The following is a 16,465-nucleotide window of genomic DNA, read 5'->3' as shown; positions in this document are numbered from 1 at the left end:
GCACCGCCTTCTTCCGAGGCGATCCTCAGTCCTGGCACTGAGCCCCACCCGGCCACGACCAGGGACGTCGTCCGCACGGTGAGTCTGCGCTGCAGAATCGTCATACTTTCACCAATAAATATACTATTGGGGCATTATGGCGCCATGAAGGTTTTGACTCCTGGTTGTCCGTGACCGCACCTCGAGCGGGCGCACTCGGCCGGGAAGTTCACCCCGCTACGAAACGCCTGGTGGGACGCTGCGCGCCGTGCTCCTCGGCGAGCAACTCGACAACAACCCGGACCGCTGGCGCGCCGCCCGCGGCTCGCACTCTCGCGCACCGGCTCCGCGGTACCGGCGGGGCCGCCGATAGGCGCATCTAGGGCAGGCGGGCTTCTTCGCGGTCGTTTCAGCTGGTCGGGCCGGAGGGGGCCGCGTGACGAGCAGAGCGCCGCTGGTCACGCCGTTCACGAAGACGGGACCGGTGTCGGCGAGGATCGGTTGCGGCGGTGTGCCCGGCGGGACGATCGCGAGATCGAGGTCCGGAGGCGCTCACCTCAGAGTGCGCGGGCGCTGAGGTACTCCTTCGGCGCCTGGGCAGGGCCATCCGTCACGGTGGCGTCGTGTTCGGTAACTCCGGCTGCCGCCGTGCCGCGCATCAGGCGGTGATATACTGCTATTTCTGCACTTAGATACCGCTTCATTCCGTGGCCGCACGACTCGGTGCATCTGGCCATGCTCATGCAGACACAGGTCAACTATGTGGCTACGTGGTGTTGCCTTCGCGGCTTCCTGGCCATACGGCCAGGAAGCGGTGACGTGCCGTCCGCGGGCATGGTCAACGGTGCCAGTGCGATGAGCGCGACCAGTACGGGTATGGCGTGCTCGTTGACCACGATTGCGGAGGCGGCCGCGCACGTCGCGCAGGCACCTGCGGGGTTGGTCTCCTTGGTCGACGAGGAGTGGGACCATTTCGCCGGAGTGTTCGGCGCGCCGGGGTCGTTGGCTGCAGGAGATCGCATTCCGCTGGTCGATTCGTTGTGCCAGCATGTTGTGGCTGGCCTGCGGCCGGTACTTATTACCGATGCCGACGGCGACGAGCGGGCGCGGAATTCGCCGGGCGCTGCCCGGCTCGGATTGCGCGCCTACGCCGGTGTGCCGCTCTGCGATGGTCAGACGGTGGTCGGTGTGCTGTGCGCGGTGGACGTCCGGGCCCGGCCCTGGACCGCGGAGCAGGTGGCAGCGCTCAACGCAGTCGCACTCACCGCCGGTCTGATCCCCGGGCTGGTTCATCCCGCGCCGGACGATGACGGCCCGCCCGATGTCACTTCGGTGATCGACGCCCTCGCCGAGGCGTTCGTCGCCGTGGACACGACCGGCCGGATCCGGCTGTGGAACACGGCGGCCAGCGCGCTGTTCGGATGGACCGCGGCGGAAGCACGCGGCCGGTTCCTCCACGATCTCCTGCTACCCGCGGCGGACCTGGCCGAGAGACGTCAGGCGTTGTCCCAGCTGCGCGATCTTCTCCTCGAGCGGCGGGACGGACAGGGGGCGCAGCGGGTTCTGCGGGTCCGCACGCGGGACGGTGGAGACGTGCCGGTCCAGGTGGCTCTCTCTGCGTTGCCGGTGCCGGGCGGCAGCTGGATCTGCGGCACGATGGTGGACCTGTCGCTGCGCCGCGACGGGCGAGCGCCTGCCCGTACCGGCGGATTTCTTCGTACCTTGCTCGATAGCTTGACCGCGAGCGTCTACGCGTGCGACGCCGCCGGGCAGACCGCGTTCACCAACGCTGCGCTGGGTGGGCTGCTGGACCTGCCCGTCGGCGTTCCTACCGCCGCGGCCGACCTCGGACGCGACCACCTGGTCTGGCCGGACGGGCGCCCGCTGGTCCCGGCGGAGCATCCCAGCGCCCGCGCCCTGGCCGGTGAGCAGGTCCGTCAGGCTGAACTGGGTCTGGCGGTCCCCGGACGCCCCCGGCGGACCCTGATTGTCAACGCCGAACGCATCGTCGTGGACGGTGTCGTCCTCGGTGCGGTGGTGGTGCTCGACGAGGTCACCGAGCAGCGGCGTGCCCAGCGGTTCCGGGAGTGTGAGCTGGCCGTCTCCCGGGCCCTGGTCGATGCCGCCGGGACTGCCGAGGCGGCCCAGGCGGTCCTGGCTGCGATCGCGGATTGCTGGAAGTGGCCGCACGCGGAGTTGTGGTTGGTCGACGAGTCCGCCGACGTGCTGCGGCCGGCGGCAACCTGGACCGCCGAGCCGGGCCGCGGCGATCCGCTCGTCGTCCCCGCACTGTCCCCCGGGCAGGGACTGGCCGGTACGACCTGGTCCACCGGCGCTCCGGTGTGGGTGGCTGATCTGACGGCCGGTCACTGTTTCGAATACGAGACCCTGCCCTGGCCAGGATTGCGCACCGCGCTGGCCGTTCCGGTCCGCTCAGGGTCGGACGTGCTCGGTGTCCTCGCCCTCTACGCCGACACCCTCGATGAGGATCAGGAGCTGCTGACCAGCCACCTGTGCAGCGTCGCCGCATACGTCGGTGAGTATCTGCAGCGGCGCCGCGCCGAGGAGGTGGCGCTCGAGCTGGCCCGCACCAAGGACGACTTCCTGGCGCTGGTCGGCCATGAGCTGCGCACTCCGCTGACCTCGATTACCACGTACACCCAGCTGCTGGCCGACCTGCCTGAGCAACTGCCACCGGAGATCCGGCCGATGATCGAGGTCATCGGCCGCAACAGCGACAGCCTGACTGCGATCATCGATGACCTCCTCGACCTGGCCGGGCTAGAGTCCGGCAAGATCACGCTCCGGCCGGCCGACATCGACCTAGCCGGTCTCGTCCGTGACGCCGCGGTCTCGGTGCGGGCCGCCGCCGACCGGCGCCGGGTCACCCTTATCCTGGACGTTCCCGATCGGGTGCCCCTCCACGGCGACCCGCAGCGCCTGCGGCAAATGCTGGACAACCTGTTGTCGAACGGGGTCAAGTACAACCGCGACGGCGGGACTCTCACGATCCGGCTGGCCACCGATTGCGCCGGTACCGTCCTCACCGTCTCCGATACTGGCATCGGTATTCCCGAAGCCGAACGCGATCAGCTCTTCCAGCGCTTCTTCCGGTCCTCCATCGCACGCGCCAGCGGCGCGCCCGGCACCGGGCTGGGTCTGGTCGTCACCCGCACCATCGTCGAATGCCACGGCGGACAGATCGCCGCGAGCGACAACAAGCCCGGTACCACCATGACCGTTCGCCTACCGTCTGCTGCGCCGTCCGCGGCCGCCCGCACCGGCCCCGGCGGCGAAGGGTGAGCAGCGACGCGACGCGGACGCCGTCCGAGAAGGCCTGGCCGCGACGGCCGAGGTGCTCAGCAGCGAGGTCACGAATTCCTCGCACTGCTCCGGCAGAGCTGAGCGACTGCCTCGTCGGTGCGCGGTCCTCACCAACTGGCTGTGGCGAATCTGCGACCCTATATAGAGTACGAGTATGGACCCTCGGATGACCCTGCAGACACAACTCGTGCTGCGTGATCTCCTCGCCGAACCCGACGCGGAACGCTACGGCCTGGCGGTGGTCGACGGCACCGGCTTGCCGCCGGGCACGATCTACCCGATCCTCACCAGGTTGGAGACCGCGGGCTGGGTGACCAGCCGGTGGGAAGACGTCGATCCCCGGGCCGAAGGACGCCCGCGCCGGCGTTTCTACCGCCTCACCGCCGATGGAGCACGGCAAGCGCGCACCGCGCTCGCCCGGGTCGAGGAGCGTCGGCGTCGGCCGGGCCGGGCGTCGGTGGTGCGCAGCGCGGGGGCCGAGGCGTGAGCGCCTCCGAGCCGACGTTACGGATCCTGCTCGCGGTCGCGGCCCGGCTCCTGCCGCGTGCGGCGCGGGCTCGGTGGCGCGAGGAGGCCCTCGCTGATCACCGATGGGATCGCCGCCGGTGCTCACCTCCTGTCCCTCGATGCAGCGGAGCGACCGACGGCGGTGTTCTGCGCCAACGCCTTGATCGCGGTGGGTCTCGTTCGCGTGGCGACCGACGCAGGCTTGCGCATCCCGGACGATCTTGCGGTGGTCGGCTTCGACGACACCGACCTGGCTAGCGCGGCCAGCGCCGTCGAGCTGACCAGCGTGCACCAACCGGCCACCGAGATCGGCCGCGCCGCCGTGCACGTCCTCCTCGAGGAGATGGCCGACCGGACGCGGGAGCACCGCGATCTCGTCTTCGAGCCGGAGTTGGTCGTGCGGGAGTCCAGCACCGTGCGACAGCCTCGCCGCCGCCCGTCGGGACGCCGCTCAACGTCCGGCTAAGCACGGTCCGGTTCGGACGAGCTTCACGAGGGCCGCCTGGCGGCCCGTCGCCGCGCCGACCGCGGCGTCGCCTCGGTCGCTCAGTAGCGCGGGCCCCAGCGGTGGTACCGCGCGGCCTCCTCGAGCAGCCGCCGCCGGTTGATGTCGCGCAGTATCGCGACGGTCGCGAGGACACCGCCGGCGATCAGGACCCCGAGGCAGCCCACGCCGCCGACCCCGACGTTGAAGTAGAAGCCGGCCGTCCTCGTGACCGTCGCGTTGTCGGTGATGACGAAGCTCTCCTGGCCGCACATGATCCCGTACAGGCCGGACTTGCGTACCTCCAGATCGTGCCGAGCCACCCATGTCGAGTTGCTGTGGGTGACGCGCGGATCCGCGGGGTCGGATCGGCGGAGCTCACCGGCGTCCGCCGGGATGGTCGTGCAGTCTTCGGTGAGGGTCGTCCTCTCGGGCACATAGATGCCGTAAATGCGTCCCGCCTGTAAGGGGTGCTCGATGCGCGTGCCGAACGACTGCGCGAGGACTGCCCGGGAACCGGGCGTGACGCGTTCGGTGGTCCTGAAGCTGAGGGCGCAGCCGGCGAGGACGCTGACCGCGAAGACGACCCCGGCGACGGCGTACCAGGCTTGATGGGGCCGAACGCGGCTGTTGTCGATAGGAAAGGTCAACGGCGACGCCCTCCCTCGGTCTGGCGGACACCGGCCGCCCGTCCTGCCCGGAATTGTCGGCGGTCGTAGTGGCGCAAATCGCGCCTACGACAGGTATCCGACTCGCGCCGAGCGGAGCCGACCGGTGGGCGCCGGTCCAGGGCGCGAAGCATGGGGACGCGACGACAGCGGCTGGCCCAGCGACCCGCGTCCGCGGCAGTTGAAACGTTGACGAAGCGCTCTGGATGCGCTGAAGTACGGCCAGGTTCGCTCCGCACGACGGGCGCGCCTCGGCGGAAGGTGCCTGTGTGATCACGGATCCAACGCTCCTCCGAATCGGCGACGCGGCGCAGCTCAATCACCAGGGCGAGCGGGAGACGGCACGTCGTCTTCTCGGCGAGCTCTGGGACGAGATCGGCCGTGAGCGCGGGGATCCGCTCCAGCGGTGCACACTCGCGCACACCATGGCTGATGCGCAGGATGACGTGCGTGAAGAACTTCTGTGGGATCAGCGAGCGTTGGAAGCAGTCGAACTGCTCACCGATGCGCGCCTGGCAGAGGCCGGGGTGTCGCTGTCGGTCGCAGGCTTGTACCCGTCGCTACACCTGAGCTTGTGCGAGTGCTATCGGAAGCTGGGCGATCTCGATCGTGCTCGTCAGCATCTTCAGCAGGCGCGCGACACGATCGGCGCGCTGGGTGACGATGACTATGGGCGGCTGATCCGGGACGGCCTTGAGAAGGTAGCCGACGTGCTGCGCTAACCCGCGTGCCAGCAGTTGCCGTCGAGGGGAATACGGAGGCGGCCCTGCGGATCGAGATGAAGGTGGGCGCCGATACCGGGGGTCTTCAACAGCTCAGATTCCAGGTGGCCAGGTGGCGTCTGCGAGCCCGTTTGCGCTGGGCGCTCATGGGCTCGGCTTGGTGAGCCGGCGGCGAGATCTGTGAGCCCGACACGCTCGCATCCGGTCATTGTTTACTGGTGCGCAGGTATATCGCTCGTCAGCCGACACACGGTGAGCGATTCTCGGGACAAGGTCAAATGCGGCATGACCCTTGACACGCCGGTTCCGATCTGGACTTGATGTGCACGGCATTGAGAGCGTCGGAGCGATTACCGGAACGTCGACGATGCGGCCAGGGCTAAGGCACGCAGAATCGGCCACGGCACGCAAGAGGCAAGCATTCGGCTGCGGTAGGCAACACCGCACTAGACCATCGCATTGCGGCAGCTACCTATCAGGTTCGACGTACGCACATCGCAAGCTCTCGACCTAACCCAATTCGGCGAGAAGGAGCATCCACGTGCGACAAAGCTCTAATCTGGACTCTCTGCGTCGGGCGGCAGCGCTTGCTGCCGCCACAGCCGCTGCGGCGGCCGCGCTTACCGCTGCGACTGGCACGGGCTCTAGCGCCCTCGATGCGATCGTGGGAAGCGTCAACAGTCACGATAGCGGCGTGACACTGGCGGGTTCGTTCGCAAACTGATCCGACGATTGAGTAGTCATCCGGCTTCAGAACAGAACTGGTTCTGGCTGCGTGGTGACTGGCCATTGACACCACGCAGCCATCCAACGCGAGCCAAGGTTCAGGGCAAACGAGGACTACGCAAAGGTGGCCGAAGTGAAAGAGCTTCCTCTGGTGAGGTTGGAGTCGATCACATCAGCAGGCGCCAAGTGTCCCGAGTGGCCGGCCAAGGACGTCGTCGATGCCGCGCTGGCCGATCCCCAGTGGCAGCCCCGGCCGTTTATCGAGTTCGTTCTCAAAGTTCACAGCAGGTGCAACCTGTCGTGCGATTACTGCTACGTCTACGAGATGGCGGACGACAGCTGGCAGGCAAACCCGGCAACCATGTCGAAGACCACAGTGGACCAGGCGGCCATCCGGTTCGGCGAACACCTGCGGATGCACGCCGACGATATTCGCGTCGCGAAGGTTGTGCTACACGGCGGGGAACCGCTCATGGCCGGCCCCGAACTGATCACCTACCTCACCGCCCGGTTCCGCGCCGAGACCCCGCCCGGCATCGAACTCGACGTTCGCATGACCACGAACGCGGTGCTGCTGAACTGCGACAACCTGCGGCTGATGCGGGACTGCGGGATTCGCGCCTACGTCAGCCTGGATGGAGACCAAGGGGCGCACGACCGGCACCGGAAGTACGCCAACGGACGCGGCAGCTACGATTCGGTCGTCCGTGGCCTCGACGCGCTGCGCACTCCGGAGTATCGCGACCTGTTTGCCGGCATGCTGTGCACGGTCGACGTGGCGAACGATCCAATCGAGGTCTATGACGCGCTGATCGCCCACCAGCCGCCCATGCTGGACTTCCTGCTGCCACACGGCAACTGGAGCCAGCCACCGCCGGCCTGGGGCGGCAATTCAGGTGCCACCCCATACGCCGACTGGCTGATTCCGATTTTTGATCGCTGGTACGACGCCCCAGCACAGCCAATAACGGTTCGCTTGTTCGACGCGATCATCCGTCTCGTGCTGGGTGGACAGCCTCTAGTGGAGTCAGTGGGGCTGGCTCCCTTTCAATCGCTCACGATCGATACCAACGGCTCCGTCGACTTCTGCCATCAACTCAAGTCGGCCTTCAACGGAGCCGCAAGCACCGGCCACCACGTCTCCCGCGATCCGCTCGACAGCCTGCTGCTACATCCCGGTGTCGTCGCCCGCCAGATCGGCGCAGCCGCGCTCTGCGAGACCTGCAATGCCTGTCCCCTCCGCGATATCTGCGGTGGTGGGCTCTACGCGCACCGGTACAAAACTGGAGTCGGATATCGCAATCCATCCGTTTACTGCGCGGATCTCACCGTCCTGATCACCCATATCATCCACCGCGTCGCCGAGAACGTCCTCGAACACACCTGACCGCACCTGCAGTCGGGAGCGCCTTCCCGGTTCATCCGGCGATTTGATTTCGGGCGGCGAGCGTCGCGGCGAGCAGCATCTCGTCCGCGCGCATCTGGGCATCGAGGTCGGCGATGTTAAATCGGATCCGATGCCGCGAGGACACGAGTTGATCCAGCTGGTCGAGTACAGGGCGCGCATGCGGCCTCATCGCAGCCAATACCCGCAGCGCCTTGGCCGCGTACCGGTCGTCGGACAGGTACTTCGGCAAAACCTCCAGTAGTTCGGGGGCTACCGCGGGCCCTTCGTGCAGCCAGAGCGCGCGGGCCGATTCCACCTCCTCGAATCCGGGAGCCCGGAACAGACTCCGCACCTGTTTGTGCTGGCGGACGGTGAGCCCGCCGTGCTCGGCGAGCCACGTCAGCAGCTCCGATTCGAAGCGGCCACGGTGAGGTTCGTCCGGGCGGCCGGCGAGATACCGCTCGGCCACCTCCCGGTCCGAGGTCACCCGGAGAAGAGCCAACGTCGCGCCTTGGGCCCGATATTGGCGTAGCTCGGGGACTGCGGCTGCGGCGGCTGGGCCGATCCGTCCCAAGACGTAGAACGCCCAGTCCGGAGTGTCGTTCTCGGCTCCCCGGAGCCTGGCGATCAGCTCCGGCAACGCGGTGGCCGCAGCCGGGCCGAACGCGGCAAGCACTTGCATCGGCAGGTCCGGAGCGCAGGAGTCCGGATGCGCGGCCAACATTTGCCGGGCGGCGGTCACCGGCGCACCCGGATCAGCATCTGCCCGCGCAACCGCCCTGAACGCCTCGGCCAAGCGGGGCTCGTCGCTGTCGGAGAGCATCAGCCGCACGAGAGACGGCACCGCCCGGTGGTCGCCGACGCTACCCAGCGCGGTGGCGGCCACCGCCCCGAGCTCAGGGTCGTCCATCACCGTCGCGAGGTCGTCGGCGGCCAGCCGGGACGCCGTCAACGATGCCGCCAACGCGTTCAGCGCCGCAGACCGCACCTCGGACGGCCCTTCCCCCAGCGTGCCGGTCAGTATCGGCGTCACCCGGCCGGGCGCAGCCCGCCACTCACGCATCGCCGCAACCGCCAGCCGTACGCCTTCGAGCCGGACCTGCGGACCTTCGCCCGGCTTCGCCAGCCGTCGCGCCCAGGAGCAGCAGTCGTCCTCCCGGTCGAGGCGGATCAACGCCCGGGCCCAGAGCCGGCCTGCCGTCTGAAGGCGGGATCCCGGCACGTCCAGGACAGCGGCGGAGGCGTCGAGATCGGCACGGATCGCCGCGTCCAGCGCCGGCCAGGCCGCCGGGTCGTCTTCGCTGAGCGTGGCGACGTTGGCCAGCAGCCGGATAGCCGGAACGGGATCTGACTGCAGGCGTTGCAGGATGGCTTGCCGCCCGGCGACCCTGTGCCAGGGCATCGCGTCCATGAGGGCGATCCGGACGACCGGATCGGTCGAGGCGCACAACGCCGCCATGGCCCGATCCGGTTCCGCGGTGTTCACCAGCAGTGTCGCCGCGGCGCGCCGCACCACCGCGTCCACGTCGCGCAGAGCCGGCTCGGCGGCGTCCGCGACCAGGGGCCAGCCGGAGTCCCGGCCCCACAACTGGTCCAGCAACTCGAAGATCGTCCGGCGCACCGATGCGCGACGGTCGGTGGTGAAGCTCAGCAGGCGACGGGTCATCAGCCCGTCCCGGTCGGCCCGAACAAAGTGGAGGATGTGTTCGCGTGCGTCGCTACCGACGACCAGAACGTCACCCGAGACGATGCCTGCTTCCAACCACTCCGGGCCGTTCACTCCACGAGGCGCGGAGCGCCCTTCCAGTAGGCCATGAATCAAATCCTCGCCCGGGAGCGCTCCCATGCGCAACGCGATCAGGTATCCGCCCATCGGCTACTTCGGACGCGGAACCAACGACGTCCTGCACCGACTGCGCCGCATCCGCCGGGGGCCCTCGCATGATTACCTCTGCGGTGATCGCCTCGACCGCCAGAAGCGTCTCGGGCCGGGCCTGGTCACGAGAGTCAGCCCGCGAGGTTGTCGATGATCGCCGCGGTGACCTCACGCGTCGTGGCGGTACCGCCGACGTCGCGGGTGCGGATGCCGCTACCGGTAGTGGCCTCGATCGCGCGGTGGACGCGCTTGGCCTCGTCGTGCAGGCCGAAGTGATCCAGCATGAGGGCCGCGCTACCGATCGCGCCGACCGGGTTGCAGACGCCCTGGCCGGCGATGTCCGGTGCGGACCCGTGCACCGGCTCGAACATCGACGGGAAGCGGCGCTCGGGGTTGAGGTTCGCGCTGGCCGCCAGGCCGAGGCTCCCGGCCAGGGCGCTGCCGAGGTCGGAGAGGATGTCGGCGTTGAGGTTGGACGCGACGACGACCGACAGGTCCTCCGGGCGCAGCACGAACTTCGCGGACATGGCGTCGACCAGGACGCTCTCGGTCTCCACGTCGGGATAGTCGGTGGCGACGCGGGCGAAGACGTCGTCCCAGAGCACCATGCCGTACTGCTGGGCGTTGCTCTTCGTGACGCTGGAGACCTTCTTGTGGGCCCGGCCCCGGGCCAAGTCGAATGCGAACCGGATGATCCGCTCGCAGCCGGCCTCGGTGAAGACCGCGGACTGCACCGCGACCTCACCGCCAGGGCCGCGTCCCGCGAAGTTACGGCCGCCGAATCCGGCGTACTCGCCCTCGGAGTTTTCCCGCACCACGACCCAGTTGAGGTCGGTGGTGTCGGCCTTGCGCAGCGGGCTCTGGATGCCGGGGAGGAACTCGACCGGGCGGATGTTCGCCCACTGGTCGAACGACTGGCAGATCTTCAGCCGCAGCCCCCACAGGCTGACGTGGTCGGGGACCGTCGGCCACCCCACCGCACCGAAGTAGATCGCATCGAAGTCCTTCAGCTGGTCCAGGCCGTCCTCGGCCATCATGCGGCCGTGGTTCGCGTAGTACTCGCTGCCCCACGGGAAGTCCTGCCACGCGAAGGCGAAGCGGCCAGAGGCGGCGCCGGCGATCGCTTCGAGGACGGCTCGTCCGGCCTCGACGACCTCGATACCGACTCCGTCGGCGGGAACGGCTGCGATCCGGAAGGTCTGGGGTTGCTCGGTCACGGTGGCCTCCGTCGTCGGTGCTGCGTCGTCGTCCCGAGTTAACGGCGGGTGACGCGTGGCGTCCAAGACCGAAGCCCGATGCCGCCAATAGGCGAGGCCTACTGATCTCCGGGCCGGGCCCGGTCGATGTAGGTGTGGACGCAGCCGACAAAGGCGCGGGCGGCCGGGGTCAGAGGACCCTTGCGTGAGACGAGGGAGATCCGGAGCAGGGATGCGGGCTGGATGGCCCGGACCGAGGCGCCGGCCCGGCGGGCCAGCGGCGTCCAGGACGAGGGCATGACCGCGTGCCCGACGCCGGAGAGCACCATCGGCAGGATCGACGTCCGGTGCTCCACCTCGACGACGACCTGGGCCTCGACGCCACTGGCGAGGACGTCGTCGACCAGCTGGCGCATCAGGCTGCCCCGCTTGCTCGCGATCAGGCGCATACCGGCCAGCTCCGATCGCCGGATCGGCCCTGTGCCCGGGGCGAGGTCCGGTGGGGAGATCAGGACGAGTGGCTGGTCCTCGACGTGGAGCACCTCTAGCCCTTGGGTGTGCGGTGCCGAGGCGGCGCCCAGCAACCCCACCTCCGCCTTCCCGGCCTTGACGGCGTGCACGACCTCCTCCGGCCGGAACGCGGCGTCGACGGTGAGCGTCATGCCGGGGTAGTCGTCGGTGAAACGCGCGATGATCGTGGAGAGCGGCTCCATGCCGGGGCTGGGCATCGCGATGAGCTCTACCCGGCCGCGCCGTAAACCCCGGGTGGACCGGACGGCGGCCTTGGCGGTGTCCAGGTCGCGGATCACCTGCCGCGCGGGTTCGATGAGCTGTTCGCCGGCGTCGCTCAGCACGATTCCCCGTCCGACCCGGTGGAACAGCGGGACACCGAGCTCGTGCTCCAGCGTCCGGATGGCCTGGGAGAGCGAGGGCTGGGCGATGTGCAGCTGCTCGGCGGCGCGGTTGAAGTTCAGGTGCTCGACGATCGCCAGGAAGTACGTGAGTTGACGTGCGTCCACCCGTCGCCTCCAGCGGATCGATAGGCCAGGCCTACTAGTGGCCTAGCCAACGCGTCTTGGACTCCCCGGGTTCCCGCGCCCCAGTGTGGTAGGAACCACGGCTCGCTGCGCACCCCTGTTCCGACGAAGCAAAGGTGCCTCATGGACATCCCGCACACGGACACCGCACCGGTCAAGCCGAAGCGCTGGTACCGGCAGCTGTACTTCTACGTCCTGGTCGCGATCGTGCTAGGTGTTCTCGTGGGCGCCGTCTGGCCGTCCGTGGGCAAGGCAATGGAACCGATCGGGACGACGTTCGTCGATCTGATGAAGATGCTCATCGGCCCGGTGGTGTTCCTGACCATCGTGGGCGGCATCGCGAGCGTCGCCGACCTCAAGAAGGTCGGTCTGACCGGCATCAAGGCCCTCACGTACTTCCAGGTCGGCACGATCGTCGCGATGATCACCGGCCTGGTTGCGATCAACCTCTTCCGGCTCGGCGACGGGGTGAACGCCGACGCATCCACACTCGAGACTAATGACGACGTCGGCGAGCTGGTCGAGGCCGGTGAGGAGCAGCACTGGTGGGACTTCATCCTGCGGGTGTTCCCGGACAGCATCGCCGCCCCGTTCGTCGAGGGCCAGATCCTGCAGATCATCTTCATCGCGGTGATCTTCGGCGTCGCGCTCAACGCCGTGGGGCCGGTCGGCGCACCGGTGCTCAACGCCGTGCAGCGACTCACCGCGATCGTGTTCAAGGTCCTCGGCTACATCATGAAGCTCGCGCCCCTCGGTGCGTTCGGGGCGATGGCCTACGCGATCGGTGAGTACGGTCTGGACACCCTGACCAGCCTCGGCTCACTCATCGCGCTGTTCTACGTCACCTCGGCGCTGTTCGTCTTCGTCGGGCTAGGTGCCGTGATGCTTTACCTGCGCCTGAACCTCTTCCAGTTACTGCGCTACCTGCGTGAGGAACTGCTGCTCATCCTGGGCACCTCCACAGCCGAGCCGGCGCTGCCCGGGCTGATGCGCAAGATGGAGTTCGCCGGTGTCGAGAAGTCCACGGTCGGGCTCGTCGTGCCGACCGGGTACTCGTTCAACCTCGACGGTGCGGCCATCTACCTGTCCCTCGCCTCGCTCTACATCGCGCAGGCCACGAACACCGAGCTGTCGGTGGGCGAGCAGATCGGTCTGCTCGCGGTGATGCTGCTGACCTCCAAGGGAGCCGCGGGCGTGGCTGGTGGTGGCTTCATCGCGCTGACCGCGACGCTGGCCTCGGTCGGCACGGTTCCGGCAGCCGGGATCATGCTGGTCTTCGGCATCGACAAGTTCATGTCCGAGTGCCGGGCGCTGGTGAACTTCTGCGGCAACGCGGTCGCCACCCTGTTCATCGCCCGCTGGGACGGCACGCTCGACCACGAGCGCGCCCGCGCCGTCTTCCGGGGAGACACCGTCGCGGACATGGATGCTCCGAGCGACGTCGAACACACCTCAGCCGACCGCGCGCGTGCCGCCGAGGCCCCGCAGGACGACGCGGAGCCGGCGGCCGTGCCCGTCGGGACCGGAACGGCCGCCGGTACCGGCGCGGAGCCGGCCTCCGGCGGTGGAGCCCGTCCCTCGGTCGGGGTCTGACGTGCGGGTCTACCCGGATTACCCCTCGCTCGCCGGCTGACGTCCCGCGACGACCGCAGTGGCCTTGGTCAGGGCCGCGCGGACGATGTGGAGCGCCTCGTTGGTGTCGATGCCGATGCTGGCGACGACGGCGGCGTACTCAGCGGCGGCCTGCTGGGCTCGTTCGCGGGACTGCTCGCCGGCTGCGGACACGAACGAGCCGGCCGCTCCCCGGGTCTCGATCAGCCCGGCCTCTTCCAGCTCCCGGTAGGCCCGGCCGACGGTGTTGACGGCCAGGCCGAGGTCTGCGGCCAGGCGGCGGATGGTCGGCAGCCGGGAGCCGACGGCCAGTGTGTGGTCCTGGATCTGCCGGGCGAGTTGGGCCCGGAGCTGCTCGAACGGGGGGACGGGGGAGGCCGAGTCGATGACGATCATGCGTTCACCGGGCGCTGGTGGCGTGCCGGGCCGCCGCCAGCGTGCTGCGCCCGGTCCACGCGGTGATCAGGAGCAACGCGATGATGCTCAGGACGATGAAGACGAGCCAGGCCGTGTTCCACGGGTCGAGCCCGGCGCTGAACACCGACACGACCGGCAGCGACCACACCGCCGTCGGCATCGCGAGTTCGCGGGCGTCCTCGACCCTCATGTGGAGGTCGGCGGCCAGTGAACCCTCGTCGTCGGCCACGACCGGGTGCGTGAGGACGTGGCGCAGCTGAATGACCGTGCCGATCGCGACCCCGCACAGCCCGATGAGCAGGATGACCGGCGGGTACCGGTCCGTCGAGTCACGCACGATCAGGGTACCGATCGCTAGCGTCGTCGCGGCGATGTACGTCGTCACCAGCAACGCGGCCCGGGGCAGGCCGAGGACCGTGCGCCAGCCGGGCCGGATGGTGTGGGCCGCCCGCTGCGGCAATTGTTCGCTGGCCTGCCGATCGACGTGCCGCACCCACCGGTCCAGTAGCGCTTGTGCCAGCACCAACACAACCACCAGCGCCATCAGTACCAGCAGGGACCGGAGTTCGTCCGCGGGTTCGCCGGTCGGCAGGGCGGTGACGTAGATGAGTGCGACCCCGCAGAGGAACAGGGCCACCAGGGTGGAAGCGGCCAGGCGCGCTCGTCGCCGTACCGTCAGGCGCGCAGCGAGCCACGGTGTCGGCGGGACGTCGGTCAGGCCGCGCCCGGCCAACCAGAGGCGGGCTATCTCGAGGTGCGCAGAGCGCTCCGGCATGACGAGCCTCCTTGTCGCAAGTCCTGTCCCATTATGGTGAGACAAGGCTTGCGACAAGTCAAACGGCGAGGCGGTCCGCCTACCGGCTCAGGTCTTGCGCGCCAGTCCGCCGTACTGCGGCACATCCAGCTCGAGATATTCGGTCGACGCGTCAGGCCGCCACTGCGGGAGTTGCACCACGCCCGGCGAAACCACCTCCAGGCCGTCGAGGAATGCCCCGATCTGCGCGGCGGTCCGCAGGGTGATCGGAGTCGCGCCGCTGCTGTTCCACAGCTCCGCGGCCGCAGGCAACGGTCCCTCCGAGGCGCTGCTGGCGACCGCCAGATAGCTTCCCACCGACAGAGCCTCCTTGATCACCGCGAGGATCTCCGCGACCTGGTCGTCGGCGATGAACTCGAGAATCCCCAGCAGAGTCACCGCTACCGGCCGGCTGAAGTCCAAGAGACCCGAGGCGCCCTCCAGCACCTGACGGACGTTGCGGAGGTCGGCGTCGATGTAGTCGACCGTTCCCGGCGAGGCCGCTACCAACAGCGCCCGCGCGTGCGACAGCACGATGGGATCGTTGTCGACGTAAACGACCTTCGCGTCGGGAGCGATCGCCTGCGCCACCTCGTGGGTGTTTCCCGCAGTCGGGATTCCGGTGCCGATGTCGAGGAACTGCCGTACCTCGCCGACGCCGGCCAGGTACCCGACAGCGCGGCCGAGGAACTGTCGCTCGGCCCGCATGACGATGGGCAGGATCGGCGCACCGCCGACGATCTGCTCGCCCACCGCCCGGTCCGCCGCGAAATTGTCCTTCCCGCCGAGCCAGAAATCCATGACCCGCGCAGGATGTGGCACCCCGGTATCGATCGGCACAGATTTCCGGTCAGGATCGATCGGTCGGGACATGAACTCCGCCGCCCCGTCAGTGGGTGTCTCGGTAGCCATCGGACCCTTCTCGGCTTCTTCGGACATCGCGGCCCAGGTCGTCGGAGGATACCCAGGACAGAGAACGCAGACGGTACACAGAGGATCGTCGCCGACAGGCTAGTGCACGACCGAAACCGCCGCGCCTCGCGCGACCGGGAGTGCCGCGAGGAGGGTGAGGGTGCCGCTCGGCGAGTTGCTTCAGATTCAGCAACTGCCTGCGAGCCATGACCAGATCGCCAATGGACAATCCGATCGCGGCAACGGGTGTCGTTTTTATGACGACCTTGAGTAACAGGCGCGTCGTTGCGGGCGACTCGGGCACGAGAACGTAGGACATGAAGGCGCCCATGATCGTGCCCGTCAGTTGTCTCTCAGCGTCAACCGAGAGAATCCTGCCCCGTTTTCGTCCGCCGGCGGTCGTGAATGCTTCCCCAACACGGGGCTCGGGAAGACCGAGCAGACGTCGTGGTGAGCGGCGTCCGAGGTTGTCGATCCAGTCGTAGGAGTACGGCGCAAGTCTCACTTGGGCAAGCCAAGGCCACACCGCTGCGGCAGACGCTTCGACCTGCACTCCCCGCCACGCCTGCAGAGTGGGCGAAACCACGAAGTCGTCGCACGGATAGGAACGGGCTATCTCGCTGGGAGTAACGCCCCACGGTCACCGATCATGCATCCATGTTCCACCGTGCAGCGCCGGTCGGTTCGCTGTCAGATGGGTGGAGCACTCCTGAGTACCGCGGACCTCGCCGCTCAGCCGGACAGCTGGCTCACCACCAGCGATGACATCGCCGCGCACTACCTGGCGGGTACACGGTGACGTCCGTGCGGCCGTAGCCGACGGGCA

13 protein-coding genes are annotated in these 16,465 nt (G+C 68.4%); 6 read left to right on the top strand and 7 right to left on the bottom strand.

Features of this window, described 5'->3' with window-relative positions; translation table 11 throughout:
- Positions 1 to 834 precede the first annotated feature (834 nt).
- The 3 genes from BUB75_RS11665 to BUB75_RS11655 all read left to right on the top strand — a co-directional run bounded on the left by BUB75_RS11665 (position 835) and on the right by BUB75_RS11655 (position 4,276).
- Entirely contained in the window at positions 835 to 3,282 is a 2,448-nt protein-coding gene (locus BUB75_RS11665; RefSeq protein WP_178379839.1) for an ATP-binding protein, read from the top strand.
- Positions 3,283 to 3,469: 187 nt separating this feature from the next.
- Positions 3,470 to 3,790 (top strand): PadR family transcriptional regulator, encoded by a 321-nt coding sequence (locus BUB75_RS11660; RefSeq protein ID WP_073255734.1) that lies wholly within the window; start codon positions 3,470 to 3,472, stop codon positions 3,788 to 3,790.
- Positions 3,791 to 3,847: 57 nt separating this feature from the next.
- Positions 3,848 to 4,276 (top strand): substrate-binding domain-containing protein, encoded by a 429-nt coding sequence (locus BUB75_RS11655; protein WP_073255731.1) that lies wholly within the window; start codon positions 3,848 to 3,850, stop codon positions 4,274 to 4,276.
- 80 nt (positions 4,277 to 4,356) lie between these two features.
- Here the strand turns inward: BUB75_RS11655 and BUB75_RS11650 are convergent, their stop codons facing one another.
- On the bottom strand, positions 4,357 to 4,944 hold the full coding sequence (locus BUB75_RS11650) for a hypothetical protein (protein WP_073255728.1): 588 nt from the start codon (positions 4,942 to 4,944) through the stop codon (positions 4,357 to 4,359).
- A 287-nt stretch (positions 4,945 to 5,231) separates the two neighbouring features.
- Here BUB75_RS11650 and BUB75_RS11645 point away from each other — a divergent pair, with 287 nt between their 5' ends.
- Entirely contained in the window at positions 5,232 to 5,684 is a 453-nt protein-coding gene (locus BUB75_RS11645; RefSeq protein WP_073255725.1) for a hypothetical protein, read from the top strand.
- A gap of 850 nt (positions 5,685 to 6,534) precedes the next feature.
- Complete coding sequence (locus tag BUB75_RS11640; protein ID WP_218617439.1) at positions 6,535 to 7,797, top strand: FxsB family cyclophane-forming radical SAM/SPASM peptide maturase; 1,263 nt, start codon at positions 6,535 to 6,537, stop codon at positions 7,795 to 7,797.
- Positions 7,798 to 7,828: 31 nt separating this feature from the next.
- Here the strand turns inward: BUB75_RS11640 and BUB75_RS11635 are convergent, their stop codons facing one another.
- From BUB75_RS11635 to BUB75_RS11625, 3 genes are all read right to left on the bottom strand, one after another.
- On the bottom strand, positions 7,829 to 9,670 hold the full coding sequence (locus BUB75_RS11635) for a HEAT repeat domain-containing protein (RefSeq protein WP_143175155.1): 1,842 nt from the start codon (positions 9,668 to 9,670) through the stop codon (positions 7,829 to 7,831).
- 134 nt (positions 9,671 to 9,804) lie between these two features.
- On the bottom strand, positions 9,805 to 10,890 hold the full coding sequence (locus BUB75_RS11630; RefSeq protein ID WP_073255719.1) for a tartrate dehydrogenase: 1,086 nt from the start codon (positions 10,888 to 10,890) through the stop codon (positions 9,805 to 9,807).
- 98 nt (positions 10,891 to 10,988) lie between these two features.
- Positions 10,989 to 11,888 (bottom strand): LysR family transcriptional regulator, encoded by a 900-nt coding sequence (locus BUB75_RS11625; protein WP_073255716.1) that lies wholly within the window; start codon positions 11,886 to 11,888, stop codon positions 10,989 to 10,991.
- A gap of 141 nt (positions 11,889 to 12,029) precedes the next feature.
- Between BUB75_RS11625 and dctA the strand changes: the two genes are divergently transcribed.
- Positions 12,030 to 13,499 carry a C4-dicarboxylate transporter DctA gene (dctA, locus tag BUB75_RS11620; RefSeq protein WP_084740867.1) on the top strand — a complete coding sequence of 490 codons (1,470 nt, stop codon included), beginning with the start codon at positions 12,030 to 12,032 and terminating at the stop codon, positions 13,497 to 13,499.
- An 18-nt stretch (positions 13,500 to 13,517) separates the two neighbouring features.
- Here the strand turns inward: dctA and BUB75_RS11615 are convergent, their stop codons facing one another.
- The 3 genes from BUB75_RS11615 to BUB75_RS11605 all read right to left on the bottom strand — a co-directional run bounded on the left by BUB75_RS11615 (position 13,518) and on the right by BUB75_RS11605 (position 15,567).
- The gene (locus BUB75_RS11615; protein ID WP_073255713.1) at positions 13,518 to 13,913 is read right to left on the bottom strand and encodes a GntR family transcriptional regulator; all 396 of its coding nucleotides are present in this window, start codon (positions 13,911 to 13,913) and stop codon (positions 13,518 to 13,520) included.
- A 4-nt stretch (positions 13,914 to 13,917) separates the two neighbouring features.
- On the bottom strand, positions 13,918 to 14,709 hold the full coding sequence (locus BUB75_RS11610; protein ID WP_073255710.1) for a hypothetical protein: 792 nt from the start codon (positions 14,707 to 14,709) through the stop codon (positions 13,918 to 13,920).
- Positions 14,710 to 14,796: 87 nt separating this feature from the next.
- The gene (locus BUB75_RS11605) at positions 14,797 to 15,567 is read right to left on the bottom strand and encodes an SAM-dependent methyltransferase (protein WP_218617438.1); all 771 of its coding nucleotides are present in this window, start codon (positions 15,565 to 15,567) and stop codon (positions 14,797 to 14,799) included.
- Between the last annotated feature and the right edge of the window lie 898 nt (positions 15,568 to 16,465).

The sequence above is a fragment of the Cryptosporangium aurantiacum genome, from assembly GCF_900143005.1.
GTDB classification, from domain to species: Bacteria; Actinomycetota; Actinomycetes; order Mycobacteriales; family Cryptosporangiaceae; genus Cryptosporangium; species Cryptosporangium aurantiacum.
The sequence above is the reverse complement of the archived record's forward strand: the minus strand, read 5'-3'. Positions and strand labels throughout refer to the sequence as shown.